7 protein-coding genes are annotated in these 15,117 nt (G+C 63.8%); 3 read left to right on the top strand and 4 right to left on the bottom strand.

Annotated elements, in window-relative coordinates; translation table 11 throughout:
• Nucleotide 1: 1 nt before the first annotated feature.
• From treZ to treS, 4 genes are read right to left on the bottom strand one after another with little or no spacing between them, the layout of a single operon-like run.
• On the bottom strand, nt 2-1,765 hold the full coding sequence (gene treZ / locus WCB02_RS18310) for a malto-oligosyltrehalose trehalohydrolase (RefSeq protein WP_423960152.1): 1,764 nt from the start codon (nt 1,763-1,765) through the stop codon (nt 2-4).
• Nucleotides 1,762-3,837, bottom strand: a complete 2,076-nt coding sequence (gene glgX / locus WCB02_RS18305) for a glycogen debranching protein GlgX (RefSeq protein ID WP_423960149.1) — start codon at nt 3,835-3,837, stop codon at nt 1,762-1,764. Before glgX ends, treZ begins: the two co-directional genes overlap by 4 nt.
• A gap of 4 nt (nt 3,838-3,841) precedes the next feature.
• Entirely contained in the window at nt 3,842-5,989 is a 2,148-nt protein-coding gene (glgB, locus tag WCB02_RS18300) for a 1,4-alpha-glucan branching protein GlgB (protein WP_423960148.1), read from the bottom strand.
• Nucleotides 5,989-9,291 carry a maltose alpha-D-glucosyltransferase gene (gene treS / locus WCB02_RS18295; RefSeq protein WP_423960147.1) on the bottom strand — a complete coding sequence of 1,101 codons (3,303 nt, stop codon included), beginning with the start codon at nt 9,289-9,291 and terminating at the stop codon, nt 5,989-5,991. Before treS ends, glgB begins: the two co-directional genes overlap by 1 nt.
• A gap of 378 nt (nt 9,292-9,669) precedes the next feature.
• On the opposite strand from treS, the gene malQ reads away from it, so the two are divergent.
• The 3 genes from malQ (at nt 9,670) to WCB02_RS18280 (ending at nt 14,783) form a co-directional block, all read left to right on the top strand.
• Nucleotides 9,670-11,622: a 4-alpha-glucanotransferase gene (malQ, locus tag WCB02_RS18290; RefSeq protein WP_423960146.1), complete on the top strand. Its 1,953-nt coding sequence runs from the start codon at nt 9,670-9,672 to the stop codon at nt 11,620-11,622.
• A gap of 7 nt (nt 11,623-11,629) precedes the next feature.
• Nucleotides 11,630-13,438 carry a glycoside hydrolase family 15 protein gene (locus WCB02_RS18285; protein WP_423960183.1) on the top strand — a complete coding sequence of 603 codons (1,809 nt, stop codon included), beginning with the start codon at nt 11,630-11,632 and terminating at the stop codon, nt 13,436-13,438.
• Between the two features lie 346 nt (nt 13,439-13,784).
• Nucleotides 13,785-14,783, top strand: a complete 999-nt coding sequence (locus tag WCB02_RS18280) for a hypothetical protein (protein WP_423960144.1) — start codon at nt 13,785-13,787, stop codon at nt 14,781-14,783.
• Nucleotides 14,784-15,117 lie beyond the last annotated feature (334 nt).

The following is a 15,117-nucleotide window of genomic DNA, read 5'->3' as shown; positions in this document are numbered from 1 at the left end:
GCTAGCCTCCAATGCGCCAGAACACCGACCATGGCGGCAGGTGTTCGCCGGGCTCGCCGCCCCAGATCGCCGTGCCTCTGGCTGCGGCTGGCCGGCAGGCGATCTCGCGCGCCGACAGATTGGCGAGGAGCCGCAGCGGCGTTCCGTCGCCCAGGCGCCAGTCGGCCGCCAGGAGACCGTTGGCTGCAGCCTCGGCCTCGCCGAACGCCGCGCCTGCAAGGCGTGGCGTGATCTCGCGCTTTCGGATCGTCAGCAGCCGCTGCACCAGCGCAAGCCGCATCCGTCCGTTCGCCGCGTCGCGCGCATCCCAATCCAGAACCGCGCCGTGGAACGTCGCGGGATCGAGCGGATCCGGCACCTCGTCGCCATAGGCCGCGTAGGCCCAGGCATATTCCTCGCGTCGTCCGTTGCGCACGGCGGCGGCGAGATCCCCGGTGAAATCGCAAAAGAACGGGAACGGCACCTTGGAGCCCCATTCCTCGCCCATGAACAGCATCGGCGTCATCGGCGCCAGCAGCGTGATCGCAAGCCCGGCTTCGATGCCCTTGGGGTCGGCGATGCTTTCCAGCCGGTCGCCGAATGGGCGGTTGCCGATCTGGTCGTGGTTTTGCAGGAAGTTGACGAAAGCGCTGGGTTCCAGCGCGCCGCTCGGCTCGCCTCTCGGCTGGCCGCCCCAGAACGGCGCGGGCTCGCCCTGGTAGACGAAGCCCGAAGCAAGCGACCGGGCCAGGCCGCCGAGCGGCGACTCTTGATAATCGCCATAATATCCGTTGCTCTCACCGGTCAGCAATACGTGCCAGACATGGTGATAATCGTCGTTCCACTGCGCGTGATATTTGCCGCGCGGCGGGTGTACCGCATCCAATAGCGAAGCGCGGTTGTCGCCGTTCTCGAGCACGAGATGAATGTGCCGGCCGGTCTCGGCGGCGAGTTGGCCTGCCGCGATGCTGAGCTCATGCAGCATCGAGATCTCGCCGGGCTCGTCCAGGATGTGGTTGACCGCGTCGAGCCGCAATCCGTCGAAGCGGTAGTCGCGCAACCATTGCACGGCATTCTCGACGGCGAAGGCGCGCACCTCCGGCAGCCGGTAGTCGATCGCGCTGCCCCATGGTGTATGGGCTTCGGTGAAGAAAGCCGGCGCATAGCGACCGAGATAATTTCCCTCGGGACCGAAATGGTTGTAGACCGCGTCGAGAAACACCATCAGCCCGCGCCGATGCGCTTCGTCGACCAGGGTCTTGAGATCCTCCGGCCGGCCATAGGCGCTGTCCGGCGCGTACCACAACACGCCGTCATAGCCCCAGCCCCGCGTGCCCGCGAAATCGGCCAGCGGCATCAGTTCGAGCGCGGTGATCCCGGTCGCTACAAGGTGATCGAGCTTGTCGATCATTGCGCGGTAGCTGCCCTGTTTCGTGAACGTTCCGACATGGGCTTCGATCAGCACAGTCTCCTGCCAGGGCCGGCCGCGCCAATCCTCTGCGCGCCACTCAAACCGATCGTGCTCGATCACTTCGCTCGGACCGAACACATCCTCGGGCTGAAAGGCGGAAGCCGGATCGGGCACCTCGAGCTCGTCGTCGATCCGGAACTTGTAACGGGCGCCGGCCCCGACGCCCTGAACGTCGGCGGTGAACCAGCCGTCGTCGCCGCGATGCATGGGTTGGGGACGATCGAGCATCAGGTCGACGCGTTTGGCAGCCGGCGCCCACAGCCGAAAGGAGACGCCGTCCTTGCTCGGGCGCGGACCGAAGCTGGCGGCGCTCATAAGACGCCTGCAAAGGCGAGCACGGCCCGGGCCGGCGCTTGGGTGTCGGCACCAGGCGCGAGATCGAGGCCAGTCTGCTTGGCCTCGGCCGTGTCCAGCACCTGCCGCCAGCTCTTATATTCAGGCATCTTCGGCAACTTGAACGCAATCTCCTCTGGGGCGGCATTCAGAACGATAAAGATCGCCGCCTGACCTTGTTCCAATGGACCGAGCACGTAGGCAAGAAAACGGCCCTCCGGAAACTTCCAGTCCGTCTCCGTCATCTCCTCGGCCGCGGGCGTCAGCCACAACACGCCATAGGTTCCATCGGCCCGCCGCCCATCGAGCCAACGCCGCGCGCGGATTTGCGGAAATTTGCGGCGTAATTCGCTCATGTGGCCGACGAAATCGGTCAGGTCGTCGCCGTCGCGCCCGAGATTGTCCCAGCCAACCCAGCCGATCTCGTTGTCCTGGCAATAGGCGTTGTTGTTGCCGCCCTGCGAGTTGCCGACCTCGTCGCCGGCCAGGATCAGCGGCAGGCCCTGCGCCAGCAACAGGCAGGCCAGCTGATTCTTGCGAAGCTGGCGGCGCAGCGCCGAAATCGCCGGGTCGTCGCTCGGGCCCTCCTGGCCGCAATTGTTGCTGTGGTTGTCGTTGGAGCCGTCGCGATTGTCCTCGCCATTGGCGGCATTGTGCTTTTCGTTGTAGCTGAACAGGTCCGCCAGCGTGAAGCCGTCATGCACGGTGATGTGATTGACGCTCGCGCGCGGCCTGCGGCCGTCGTGGTTGAACAGGTCCGAGGAGCCGGTCATGCGGCTGGACACGTCGCCGATCAGGCTGCCTTCGCCGCTCCAGTAGCGGCGCATCGCGCTGCGGTAGCGGTCGTTCCATTCCGACCATTGCGAGGGAAAGGCCCCGACCTGATAGCCGCCCATGCCGAGGTCCCAAGGTTCGGCGACCAGCTTGACGGCAGCCAGCACCGGGTCTTGCCGGATCGCGGTGAGAAAGGCGGCGCTGCGGTCGAATCCATGGGGCTCGCGCGCCAGCGTGGTGGCGAGATCGAAGCGGAAGCCGTCGACGTGGCAGACCTCGACCCAGTAGCGCAGCGAGTCCATCACCATCTGCAGCACGCGCGGATGGGTGAGATTGACCGAGCTGCCGCAGCCGGTGAAGTCGTCGTAATAACGCTTGTTGTCCGGCTTCAGCCAGTAATAGGAGGCGTTGTCGATACCGCGGAAGCACAAGGTCGGGCCGAGATGGTTGCCTTCTGCGGTGTGGTTATAGACGACGTCGAGCATCACCTCGATGCCGGCGTCATGCAATCGCGCCACCGTGGTGCGGAAGGCGTCGAGCGGATTGTCCTGCGCGTAGCGCGGCTCCGGTGCGAAGAACGACACGGTATTATAGCCCCAGTAGTTCACCAGCTTCTTCTCGACCAGCACGCGGTCGTCGACGAAGCCGTGGATCGGCAACAGCTCGATGGTGGTGACGCCAAGCTTCTTCAAATGCGCGATCATGGCGGGCGAGGACAGCCCGCCATAGGTGCCGCGCAGATTGGGCGGCACATCCTGGCGCGTCTGCGTCAGTCCCTTGACGTGGGCCTCATAGATGATGGTGTCTTCCCAGGGGATGCTGGGACGCATCTCCCGGCGGCCCCAGTTGAACGTCTCGTCGATGACGACGGATTTCGGCATGCCGCGCGCATTGTCGCGGCGGTCGAACGAGAGATCCTCGCGCGGGCTTCCGGTGCGATAGGCGAAATGCGCGTCGCTCCACACCAGTCGTCCCGCGAGCCGTCTGGCGTAAGGGTCGAGCAGCAGCTTGTTGGGATTGAAGCGGTGGCCGTGCTCGGGCTCGTAGGGGCCGTGCACGCGATAGCCATAGAGCTGTCCGGGGGAGACGTCGTTGAGATAGCCGTGCCAGACGTCCTCGGTGCGCTCGGGCAGCTCGATGCGTTCGAGCTCGCGCCGCCCCTGGCTGTCGAACAGACACAGCTCGAACTTCTGCGCATTGGCAGAAAACAGGGCAAAATTGGTACCGCGGCCGTCCCAGCTTGCGCCGAGGCGGGAAAAGGTTCCAGCGGTCAAACGCATCAAGTCAACTTTCCGGAATCAGAAATATCGCGGCCAGGGGCGGGATCGTCAGATTGAGTTCAGGCCCGGCGCCGTCCCAGGTATGGACTTCCCCGACATTGCCGACATTGCTGCCGCCATAATGGGCCGAATCGGAATTGAACACCTCGCGCCACTGGCCGGCATGAGGCACGCGGACGCGATAGTCGTGGTAGACGTTGGGCGAGAAATTGGCGACGATGACGCAGCGCTGGTTCGAATTGCTGCCCTTGCGCAGCCAGGCGAACACGTTGTGGCTGGCATCCTCGGTGATGATCCATTCGAAACCGGCCGGGTCGCAATCGAGCTCGTGCAGCGCGGGCAGCGTGCGATAGAGTCGGTTGAGATCGCGGATCAGGGCCTGGATGCCGGCATATTTCGGGTGATCGAGCAGGTGCCAGTCCAGCGAATGGTCGTGATCCCATTCGCGCTCTTGGCCGAACTCGCAGCCCATGAACAACAGCTTCTTGCCGGGATGTGCGAACATGAAGCTGTAATAGGCGCGCAGATTGGCGAAGCGCTGCCATTCGTCGCCGGGCATCCGGCCCAGGATGGAGCGCTTGCCGTGCACGACTTCGTCATGCGACAGCGGCAGGATGAAGTTCTCCGAGAAGGCGTAGTGCAGGCCGAACAGAATATCGCCGTGGTGGAATTTGCGATGGATTGGATCCTTGCCGATGTATTTCAGCGTGTCGTGCATCCAACCCATGTTCCATTTGTAGCCGAACCCGAGCCCGCCATACTGGACCGGGCGTGACACCTGCGGCCAGGCGGTGGATTCCTCGGCTGCGGTGGTGGCCTGTGGAAAACGGGCGAACAGTTCGGTATTGAAGCGGCGCAGGAATTCGATCGCCTCCAGATTCTCGCGCCCGCCAAACTGGTTCGGGATCCAGCCGCCCGAGGGGCGGCTGTAATCGAGATACAGCATGGAGGCGACGGCGTCGACGCGCAGGCCGTCGATGCCGTAGCGCTCCAGCCAGAACAACGCGTTCGCCACCAGGAAATTGACGACTTCCGTGCGGCCGTAATTATAGATCAGCGTGCCCCAGTCGAGATGGCGGCCCTGCATCGGGTTGGCGTGCTCGTAAAGCGCGGTGCCGTCGAAATGACCGAGCCCATGCGGGTCGTCGGGAAAGTGGCCGGGGACCCAGTCGAGCATCACGCCCAGGCCCTCGCGGTGGCAGGCGTCGATCAGCGCACAGAAATCGGCCGGCGAGCCGAAGCGGCTGGTCGGCGCATAGAGCCCGGTCGGCTGATAGCCCCAGGAACCGTCGAACGGGTGCTCGCTGACCGGCAGAAGCTCGATATGGGTGAAGCCGAGGTCGCGGGCGTAAGCTGGAAGCTGCTCCGCCAGTTCGCGGTAGGTCAGCCATTCATTGTTGCCCTTGCGCCGCCATGAGCCGAGATGGACCTCATAGATCGAGATCGGCGCGTTGATCGCGTTGATCCCTGACGGGGCCGGACGTGGCCGCGGCAGGTGAGTCTCGTCGAACACGATGGACGCGGTCTTCGGACGCAGCTCGGTGGCAAACGCAAGAGGATCCGACTTCAACGGCAGATGCTGGCCCTGCGGGCCGATGATGTCGAACTTGTAGTGGTCGCCCGGCTTGGCGTGCGGGATGAACAGCTCCCAGTAACCGACACCCCGCACGCGCATCGGGTGGCGACGCGCATCCCACAGATTGAAATCGCCGACCACGCTGACGCGGCGCGCATTGGGCGCCAGCACGACGAAGGCCACGCCATCGACGCCGTCCAGCGTCATCGGATGCGCGCCGAGCTTGTCGTAGAGGCGTTGATCGGTGCCTTCGCCGAGCAGATAGAGGTCGAAATCGCTGAGCACGGGCGGAAAGCGGTAGGGATCGTCGAGACTGACGACGTTGTTGCCGTATTGCGCGCGCAGCTGGTAGCGTCGCGAGCCGTTCGGCAACGCGCCGGCGAATAATCCGGCGTCGTGAATCCGCGCCAGCGCGGCCACCGCGCCATGCTCGCCGACGGCCTCGACTTTCGACGCCTCGGGCAGGAAGGCGCGCACCACCGTCCTGTCGCCCTCGCTATGCAGTCCGAGATAGTGGAACGGATCGGCGTGGCGGCCTTCGACGATGGCATAGGCTTCGGCGGAAAGTTGGGTCATCAGGTCTCGCTCGCGGGCTCGGAGAGGATTCGAAGCATGCCGGCCAGGGGAATGCGTAGCCAGTCGGGGTGGTGGGTCAGCTCATCTTCGATTTCGCATAGGGCTTTTTCCAGCAAAAAGAAATCAAGCATTGCATTGCTTGCATGCAGCTCCGCCGGCCAAAGTCGTGAACTCTTGATGATGTCGCGATAACCGGTCAGAAATGCCGTCGTTGCGCGTTGGCGCCATTCCGCCAGCGCTGCAGCCAGCCGGCCCTGCTCTTCGGGAGCGACTTTTAGCGCCCGTTCCAGCGCTGCGGTGACCGAGTAATCGATCGAACGGATCAGGCTCGCCACATCGCGCGCCGCGGGCGCCTTGCGCCGCCGCTCCGCCAGCGCAAGATAGCGCTCGCCCTCGAATCCGGTGATGAAAATATCATCCTTGACGATCAAGAGGTGCCGAAGGCGAAAATCCCCGTGCAGGCGGATCTTCAGGCCGTCGATCTCCTGCGGCAGCCGTGTGCCCAGGCGCTCCAGCAAGTCGGCGCGCCGGCTCAGCATGCGATCGACCAGCGGCCGGTCCGACTCCCGCATCGCGTCGCGCCGCAGGCCCAGAGCGTAGAGCACGCGCTCCGCCCGTCCCGTGACATCGTCGACCCAGCGGTGGACGTCCTCGGGCCGGATCGGCTCCGGTGCGAAATCGATCAGGTCGGAGCGCGACGCCAGCGCGAGATGCAGCTCGGCGGCGCGGCGTCCGGCCTGCGCCATGTAACGCAAGTAGGGAATGACTTGCTGCTCGCTCTCGCCGGCTTGTCCGTTGGCGGCCAGCAGCCGCTGCTCGTCGACAAAGCGGTCGAGATAGGCCGAACTCACGGCCCAGCCGTCGCCCTGGTTGGCAACAAACGCGTGAACCGTCATGATCGCATGCGGCTGATGCGCTTCGATCAGCTCGGCGCTGCCGAGCAGCGCCGGTGCGTTGGCGAAGCCTGCGACCTCGGTCAGGAACCGGCCGACCTCGATCTCGGGATTGGTGCCGCCTTCGAGCTTGCGGAAGAATTTGACGGCATAGTCGTTGTCCACCACGGCGCTGCTGTTGGAGCGTTCGGTGTCGATGGCGCTGACATGCTCGGGCTCCCGGATCGGCCGGTCGGAGAATTTGCTGGTCGGCCTGAATTCGAGCCGCAGGCCGTTTTCCTCGACCGTCAGCGCCTGGCTGAGGTTGCGAAGCAAGAGCGCGATGAAGATCGGCGCGGTCGCCACATCGAGCAGCGTTCCCTCGCGCGCGCCCTGCCGGACGGCCGCGAACGCATGCGGGTTGTACCGCTCGCGATCGAAGCGCACCCACTCGATCTGCATCGGCAGCGAGTAGCGCGCGGTGATGCCGCGCTGCGTGGCTTCGAAGAACGCCAGCCACGGCCTGTTGTCGCCGATGTCGCAGAACGGAATGGCGGAGACCAGCGTCGGCCGGATCGCCTCTGGCGAGTTTTCCGGATACCACCGGGTCCGCGCCAGGTGGTCGGGCAAGACGTCGCGCTCGAACACGCCGCGGGCCCGCGCCAGCGAGACCCAGGTCGAGCCGAGCGGCACCACCAGCGTCTCGAACTCCGGCACCACCGTCGGCGCGACGGGCTCCGACTTGTCCCGCTCCAAAAGCTGAAACCAGTAGAAGCCGTATGGTCCGAGCGTGATCATGTAGGGCAATTCGCCGATCGGCGGAAAGCGCGTGCGGCCGAGCATCTCCAGCGGAATGCGCTCCTTCCAGGCCGACAGGTCGAGCTCGGTGGCCTGCGCCGAGCGCGACAGGTTGGCGATGCAGAGAATGACCTCGCCCTTGTACTCTCTGACATAGGCGAGCACCGAGCGATTGGCCGGACGAATGAACGCCATGCTGCCGCGGCCGAAGGCAAGCGTCGATTTGCGCACCGAGATCAGCCGCTTGGTGCCGCTCAGCAACGACGACAGGCTGCGCGACTGGGCTTCCACATTGACCGCCTCGTAACCATAGACCGGGTCCATGATCATCGGGGCATAGAGCCTTGCCGGATCGGCGCGGGAGAAGCCGCCATTGCGGTCCGGTGTCCACTGCATGGGTGTGCGCACGCCGTTGCGGTCGCCCAGATAGATATTGTCGCCCATGCCGATTTCGTCGCCGTAATAGATGATCGGCGTGCCCGGAAACGACATCAGGAGCGAATTCATCAGTTCGATCTTGCGGCGGTCGTTGTCCATCAGCGGCGCGAGCCGCCGGCGGATGCCGAGATTGATGCGGGCGCGCGGGTCGTTGGCATAGGTCGACCACAGATAGTCGCGCTCGACGTCGGTGACCATTTCCAGGGTCAGTTCATCATGGTTGCGCAGAAACAGCGCCCATTGGCAATTGGCGGGAATGTCGGGCGTCTGGCGCAGGATGTCGGTGATCGGGAAACGGTCTTCCTGCGCGATCGCCATGTAGATCCGCGGCATCAGCGGGAAGTGGTAGGCCATGTGGCATTCGTCGCCCTGGCCGAAATATTCCTGGACGTCCTCGGGCCATTGATTGGCTTCGGCAAGCAGCAGCTTGCCCTTGGCGTGGGCATCGAGCTCGACGCGCAGCTTCTTGATGATGGCGTGGGTTTCGGGCAGGTTTTCGTTATTGGTGCCGTCGCGCTCGCACAAATAGGGAATTGCATCGAGCCGAAACCCGTCGACGCCGGCATCCAGCCAGCGCTTCATGACCTGGATCAGCGCGTGGACCACGCGCGGATTGTCGAAGTTCAGATCGGGCTGGTGCGAGAAGAAGCGGTGCCAGTAGAACTGGCCGGCTTCCGGGTCCCAGGTCCAGTTCGACTTCTCAGTATCGGTGAAGATGATCCTGGTGCCCAGATATTTCTGGTCGGTATCGCTCCATACATACCAGTTGCGTGCGCTTGACCTCGGATCGCTGCGACGGGCGCGCTTGAACCAGTGGTGCTGGTCGGAGGTATGGTTGATCACCAGTTCGGTGATGACGCGCAGGCCGCGCTTCTTGGCTTCCTGGATGAAGCGCTTGAAGTCCTTCATCGTCCCGAAATCGGGATTGATCGAGCCGTAATCGGCGATGTCGTAGCCGTCGTCGCGGCCGGGCGAGGGGTAGAACGGCAACAGCCACAGCGCCGTGACGCCGAGCTCCTGCAGGTAGCCGAGTTTTTCGGTGAGCCCTGCGAAATCGCCCACCCCGTCATTGTTGCTGTCGGCAAAGGCCTTGACATGCAGCTGATAGATGACGGCGTCCTTGTACCAGAGCTCGTCATGGTCGAGATCGGTGACCGGCAGTTCGGTGGCGTCGATGGATGACAGCAGGTTCATGGCGTCCCCTTACGCCAGATGATGCGCTGGGTCTTGTCGCGTCGGGTCTTGTCCCGTCAGGTCTCGGGAAGCCCTGCCGGAGTCGATCCGCGGCGGGCGCCCGTCATCGGCGGTCGTCGAATCAAGTATGACGCCGCCAGCCGCGGCGCTCTCGATGGTTTGAGTTGTCTTGTTCACGGTGATGCCATTGACATGGAACCGAGGTCCCGTATCCCTACCCGGGAAGGAGACGCTCCGGACCTTTATAGAAAGCCGCTGCCGGTCATTGGTTCCCCGTCGGAACGGTTGGGGTACCAGAGAGTTAGATACGGCTATCCTGTTTTCGTATCTACATAATTTCGCGACCCCCGGGGCAGTCGCGAGCAAACAGCGTGCCGAATGGACCTTTTCACCCAAGCCAAAAACCTCGCAATCTTAACCGAATTCATCGACGGCCAGGGCCTCCGGCACGTGGCCGACGAGACCGCGTTACGGATCATCGTCGACGCCCTACCGGTACGAACGCCGAACCGCTTTGTCGAGGGCGCGGTGGTGATTCGCTCCGGCCAGCCGGCGCGGACCGAACTTGCCCCAGAGGCCCAATTGCCGCTGCGCTGGACCATCCTGGATGCCGGCGCGGGCGTGATCGCCGAAGGCCAGACCGCAGAGCGCGCCTTCCTTTGGCCGCAGGATTTGCCGGTTGGGACCTACCGGCTGCGACTATCTGACGCCTCCTCGGAGACCGAGGAGGTGCCCCTTGTCGTGGCGCCGCCGCGGGCGTTTGGCGGTGATTTCGACCGGGGCTGGCTGCTGGCGGTGCAACTTTACGGCATCCGCTCCGCGCGCAATTGGGGCATGGGCGATTTCACCGACCTCAAGGGGTTGATCGAACTGGCGGCATCGCTCGGCGCCGATGGCGTCGGCCTCAATCCGCTGCATGCGCTGTTCGACGACCGGCCCGGCGATTGCAGCCCCTATTCGCCGAACAGCCGGCTGTTTCTGAATGCGCTCTATGTCGACGTCGAGCAGATTCCGGAATATCTGCCGACCGACGACGGCGACGTGATCGCCGGTTTGCGCCGGACAGAGATCGTGGACTATGCTGCGGTCGCCGGCCTGAAATGGTCGGCGCTGCGCGCGGCGTTCGAGCGTTTCAACGCCGAGGCGGGCCCGGCACGCCGACGGAATTTCGACAAATTTCGTGACGAGCACGGCTCGCTATTGTCGCGCTATGCCTGCTTCGAAGTGCTGCGGCACCGCTTCGACCGGCCTTGGTGGGAATGGCCCGAGGAATGGCGCCAGCCGCGCGAGGCCAAATGCGCCGAGCTGCGCAACGGCACCGATCGGCACGAGATCGAGTTCGTCGAATTCGTGCAGTGGATGGCGGACCGGCAGCTGCGATCATGCCGGCATCTGGCGACCCGGCTCGGCATGAAGGTCGGTCTCTACCTCGACGTCGCGGTCGGCGTGCAGTCCGACGGCTTCGACGCCTGGAACGAGCAGGCGGCGATTTCGCGCTATCTCGCCGTCGGCGCGCCGCCCGATCCCTTGAACACCGCGGGCCAGAATTGGGGCCTGGCGGGCTTCAATGCCGCGGGTCTCGAATTGAAGTCGTTCGAGCCGTTCCGCGAGATGCTGCGGGCCTCGATGCGCTATGCCGGTGCGATCCGGCTCGATCACGTGCTGGGTCTGAAGCGGCTCTACCTGGTGCCGCATGGCTTCTCGCCCAAGAGCGGAGCCTATGTGCAGATGCCGTTCGAGGCGTTGCTGGCGGCGACCGCGCAGGAAAGCGCCGCGCATGACTGCGTGGTGATCGGCGAGGATCTCGGTACCGTGCCGGACGGTTTCCGCGAGCAGATGGCCGATTGGGGCATCTGGTCATATCAGGTGATGATGTTCGAGCGTGACGACGCCGGGCGCTTTCGCGGCGTCGATCATTATATGCCCAATGCGCTCGTCACCTTCAACACCCACGATCTGTCGACCTATGCAGGTTGGCGTGCATTCAGCGATCTGAAGCTGAAGCGCTCGCTCGGAATCGATCCCGGCGAGACCGATGAGGCGCGCTGGCACGCGCTCGCCATGCTGGATGACGTGTTGCGCCAAAATGCCATTGACCGACATGATCTTTATGCGGTGGTCGGGTTGCTGGCGCGGACCAAATGCCGCCTGCTGACGATTTCGCTGGAGGATCTGCTTGGCGTGATCGACCAACCCAATATTCCAGGCACCGTCGATGAGCATCCGAATTGGCGCCAGCGCCTGTCGGTCGCGCTCGAGGACATCGCGTCCGCGATCGATGTCGCAGCTCTCAAGGAAGCGACGCATGAACGCGCTCGGATCGGGACCTGACACGTCCATCATGTCCCTGATCGAAGACTACGGCCTGATCGGCGATTGCGAGACCGCGGCGCTTGTCGGCCGGGACGGCTCGATCGATTGGCTGTGCTGGCCGGCCTTCGATTCGGATGCCTGCTTTGCCGCGATCCTTGGCGGCCCCGAGAACGGCCGCTGGCTGATCGCGCCGACCGAAGAGATCACGGCGTCGTCGCGCTGCTATCGGAACAACACGCTGATCCTGGAGACACGATTCGAGACGGCCAGCGGCACTGTTGCGCTGATCGATTTCATGCCGCCGCGCGGCGAAGCGTCCGACATCGTCCGATTGGTGCGGGGCGTCAGCGGCCGGGTCACGCTGCGCATGCAATTGGTGATCCGCTTCGGGTTCGGCGCCGACATTCCCTGGGTGAAGCGCACCGAGGACCGCACGGCCCTGCTGGCGATCTGCGGGCAGGACATGACGGTGTTGCGCACGCCGGTCGAAACCTGCGGCGAGGACATGACCACGGTCGCGGATTTCGCGGTCGGCGCGGGCGAGACCATTCCGTTTGTGCTGACCTATGGGCCGTCGCATCTGCCGGTGCCCGAGCCGCTCGATCCCGAGGTCGCGCTGCGCGAGACCGAGGAGTACTGGACCGACTGGTGCGGCCATTGCACCTATCAGGGCGCGCATCGCAGCCTGGTGATGCGGTCGCTGATCACGCTGAAGGCGCTGACCTATGCGCCGACCGGCGGCATCGTGGCTGCGCCGACCACGTCGCTGCCGGAAAAGCTGGGCGGCGCCAGGAACTGGGACTATCGCTATTGCTGGCTGCGCGACGCCACCTTTACGCTGCTGGCGCTGATGAATTCCGGCTACACCGAGGAAGCCTCGGCCTGGCATGGCTGGTTGCTGCGGGCGGTGGCCGGTGCGCCCGCCAACATGCAGATCATGTACGGCATCATGGGCCAGCGGCGACTGTTGGAATGGGAGGCCGGCTGGCTGCCAGGCTATCAGGGCGCGCAGCCGGTGCGGGTCGGCAACGCCGCCCACGCGCAGCTGCAGCTCGACGTCTACGGCGAGCTGATCGACGCCTTCCACCAGGCGCGCATGATGACTGAGCTCGAGCTCGACGAGGGGACCTGGGACCTGGAATGCGCCGTCATGGAGCATCTCGCCGAGGTCTGGAACCAGCCTGATCACGGCATCTGGGAACGGCGCGACGAACCGAGGCACTATGTTTTTTCCAAGGTGATGACCTGGGTCGCGTTCGACCGCGCCATCAAGAGCGCGGAAAAATTCGGCTTCAAGGCGCCGCTAGAGCACTGGCAGGCGCTGCGCGATGCCATTCATCACGATGTCTGCGCGAGGGGCTTCGATCCGGCCGTGAACGCCTTCGTCGAGTCCTACGGCTCGCGAATGCTCGATGCCAGTGTATTGCTGCTGCCGTCGGTCGGTTTCCTGCCGCCCTCCGACCCCCGCATTCTCGGGACGATCGCGGCCGTCGAAAGCCACATGATGCGCGACGGCTTCGTGCTGCGGCACGATCCGCGCGAGATCACCGACGAAACGCAGCCGATCGAAGGCGCGTTCCTGGCCTGCAGCCTCTGGCTTGCCGACGCCTATGTGCTGGCGGGCGACATCGACAAGGCGCAGGCGCTGTTCGATCGCGTGGTCGCCATCGCCAACGATCTCGGCCTGCTGGCGGAGGAGTTCGATTCAGGCGCCGGACGCCAGACCGGGAATTTTCCTCAAGCGCTGACACATATCGCGCTGATCAACACCGCGCACAATCTCGATGACGTGCGCAAGGCGAGCGAAAAGCCGGTCGTGCAGCGATCGACATAGCTACCGCGTCTCGCTGCTGGCTATCTTGAAACCGCCAGATGACATCGGTCACCCAGTTGTCTCAGGAAGAATGCATTTCTGACTTTCCAGCATCGGTCTTTGCCAAGAAGTTGCGCTTCTTTCACTACGAAACTATGCGCAACATGAAAGGAAGCTTTTGTTGAAACTTGGCCGGCTTTCCTGCCACGATACAGGACCACGTTCGAAGCGACGGCAGGCTTTTCACCGGACATGTGGAAGGCAAGGCGGACGTTTGTCTCCCTGAAGGGCCCGCTTGCAAGGGGTTAGCGCTCACCAATGTCCGACATGCGGAGTGCAGCCTGGCCAACGAAACGAGGAGACGGATATGACCGGAAATCTCATTCGCGACGACAGCGGAAGCGACCATACGCGTTTTCCGTGGTTGGGTTCCTATCGGCTTTCCTCTATCGAAAGCCGGCTCTTGGCGGATGCCCTGCGTCATTTCCAGGTGTTTACCGACGGACAGTTTCCGTCCGATGTCGGGCGCCAGAGCCTGCTGGCACAGATCGCCGCGGACAAGTCGCTCGCACAAGCCGCTCCGGGTCTCAATCGTATGATTGAGAAGGCTCGCGACGGCTTGGTTGATTGCATCTATGTGACCAACCTGCCGACAGAGAGGTCCATCACCTGCCTGCTGTCACTGACACTTGGCAGTTCGATCGGGAGGGTCTTCAGCTACGGTTCGCCGCATGGCGGTCGGCTGGTCATGGAGGTTGCCTCTGACCGCAGCGAAGCCGAGGACCACCGGGCTGAAATCGACTGGCGCACAGAAGGCGCGTGGATCCCCTCTGACCGGCGCGCCGAATGGCTAGGCCTGCTCGGCGTCGAAAATACGTCCGACAGCTATGTCGGCTATGCGGCTATTGAGCCCGTGGAGCAGACCCTGAGTTCACGCGCCAGGGCTTGGCTGCATAGCCAGTCTGCCTGCTTCCGTTTGCCCGACACCGGTGCCTGGTCGACGCCTCGCAAGGTCCTGTCGCGCTCGTCGCTCGGTCACACCGAGATCGCCTGGCCCGGCAGCGCCGTTCGTTCCGCCACGTCGGCCGACACGGTCTGCGCAGTTGCCTTGGCCGAACTTTCGTCCGAAATCGATCGACAGCACGTGCGGGTATCGATCGGCGCCGGCAGTTTCCTGGCCTTCAACAATCTTCGCGGCGTGCACAGGCTCGGAGTCGCCAGCGACGGCTCCTGCCTGTTCTACAAGACCTATGCCCGCCATTCCCTGCGCCCCCTGCAAGTGAAGGGCGAATCCGGCCCGATATTTTCTCTCCCAGGGGACGGTACTTCCGGGCAGGATCGACAGACCTCCAACGCCGTTGCTTGAGGCGAGTGGAACACAGCGACCATCGGACATGCCTGGCAAGGCACGTCAGATGGCGAGTGGAATGAGTGGTGAGCAACATGGACCGTTGACGACCCCGGGCCCGCAACCGCTCGAGCGCTCCTCGCTGACCGTGGTGCGGGGCATCTTCCTATTATCGCCGGGTAGCATCGCCAAGCTCGGATCAGGCACCCGATCCGGCTCGTGAGCGGACTCAAGAAAGGCCTGAAGCGCTATTTTCAATTCCTGATTGGGGAGCCAGTCGTTCTCAAATAGCCGGCATCGATCAACTTACTTTCTGTCAGGACGAATCCGATGTTGTATGGTTCTTGCAGCG

This window comes from Bradyrhizobium sp. (assembly GCF_049581145.1).
Lineage (GTDB): Bacteria > Pseudomonadota > Alphaproteobacteria > Rhizobiales > Xanthobacteraceae > Bradyrhizobium.
Note: the sequence above shows the minus strand (reverse complement) of the source record. Positions and strands in the feature narration are given on the sequence as shown.

Bases quoted from the DNA above. Each gene is read 5' to 3' on its own strand.
- treZ (WP_423960152.1), bottom strand. From the start codon at position 1,765: ATGAGCGCCGCCAGCTTCGGTCCGCGCCCGAGCAAGGACGGCGTCTCC.
- glgX (WP_423960149.1), bottom strand. From the start codon at position 3,837: ATGCGTTTGACCGCTGGAACCTTTTCCCGCCTCGGCGCAAGCTGGGAC.
- glgB (WP_423960148.1), bottom strand. From the start codon at position 5,989: ATGACCCAACTTTCCGCCGAAGCCTATGCCATCGTCGAAGGCCGCCAC.
- treS (WP_423960147.1), bottom strand. From the start codon at position 9,291: ATGAACCTGCTGTCATCCATCGACGCCACCGAACTGCCGGTCACCGAT.
- malQ (WP_423960146.1), top strand. From the start codon at position 9,670: ATGGACCTTTTCACCCAAGCCAAAAACCTCGCAATCTTAACCGAATTC.
- WCB02_RS18280 (WP_423960144.1), top strand. From the start codon at position 13,785: ATGACCGGAAATCTCATTCGCGACGACAGCGGAAGCGACCATACGCGT.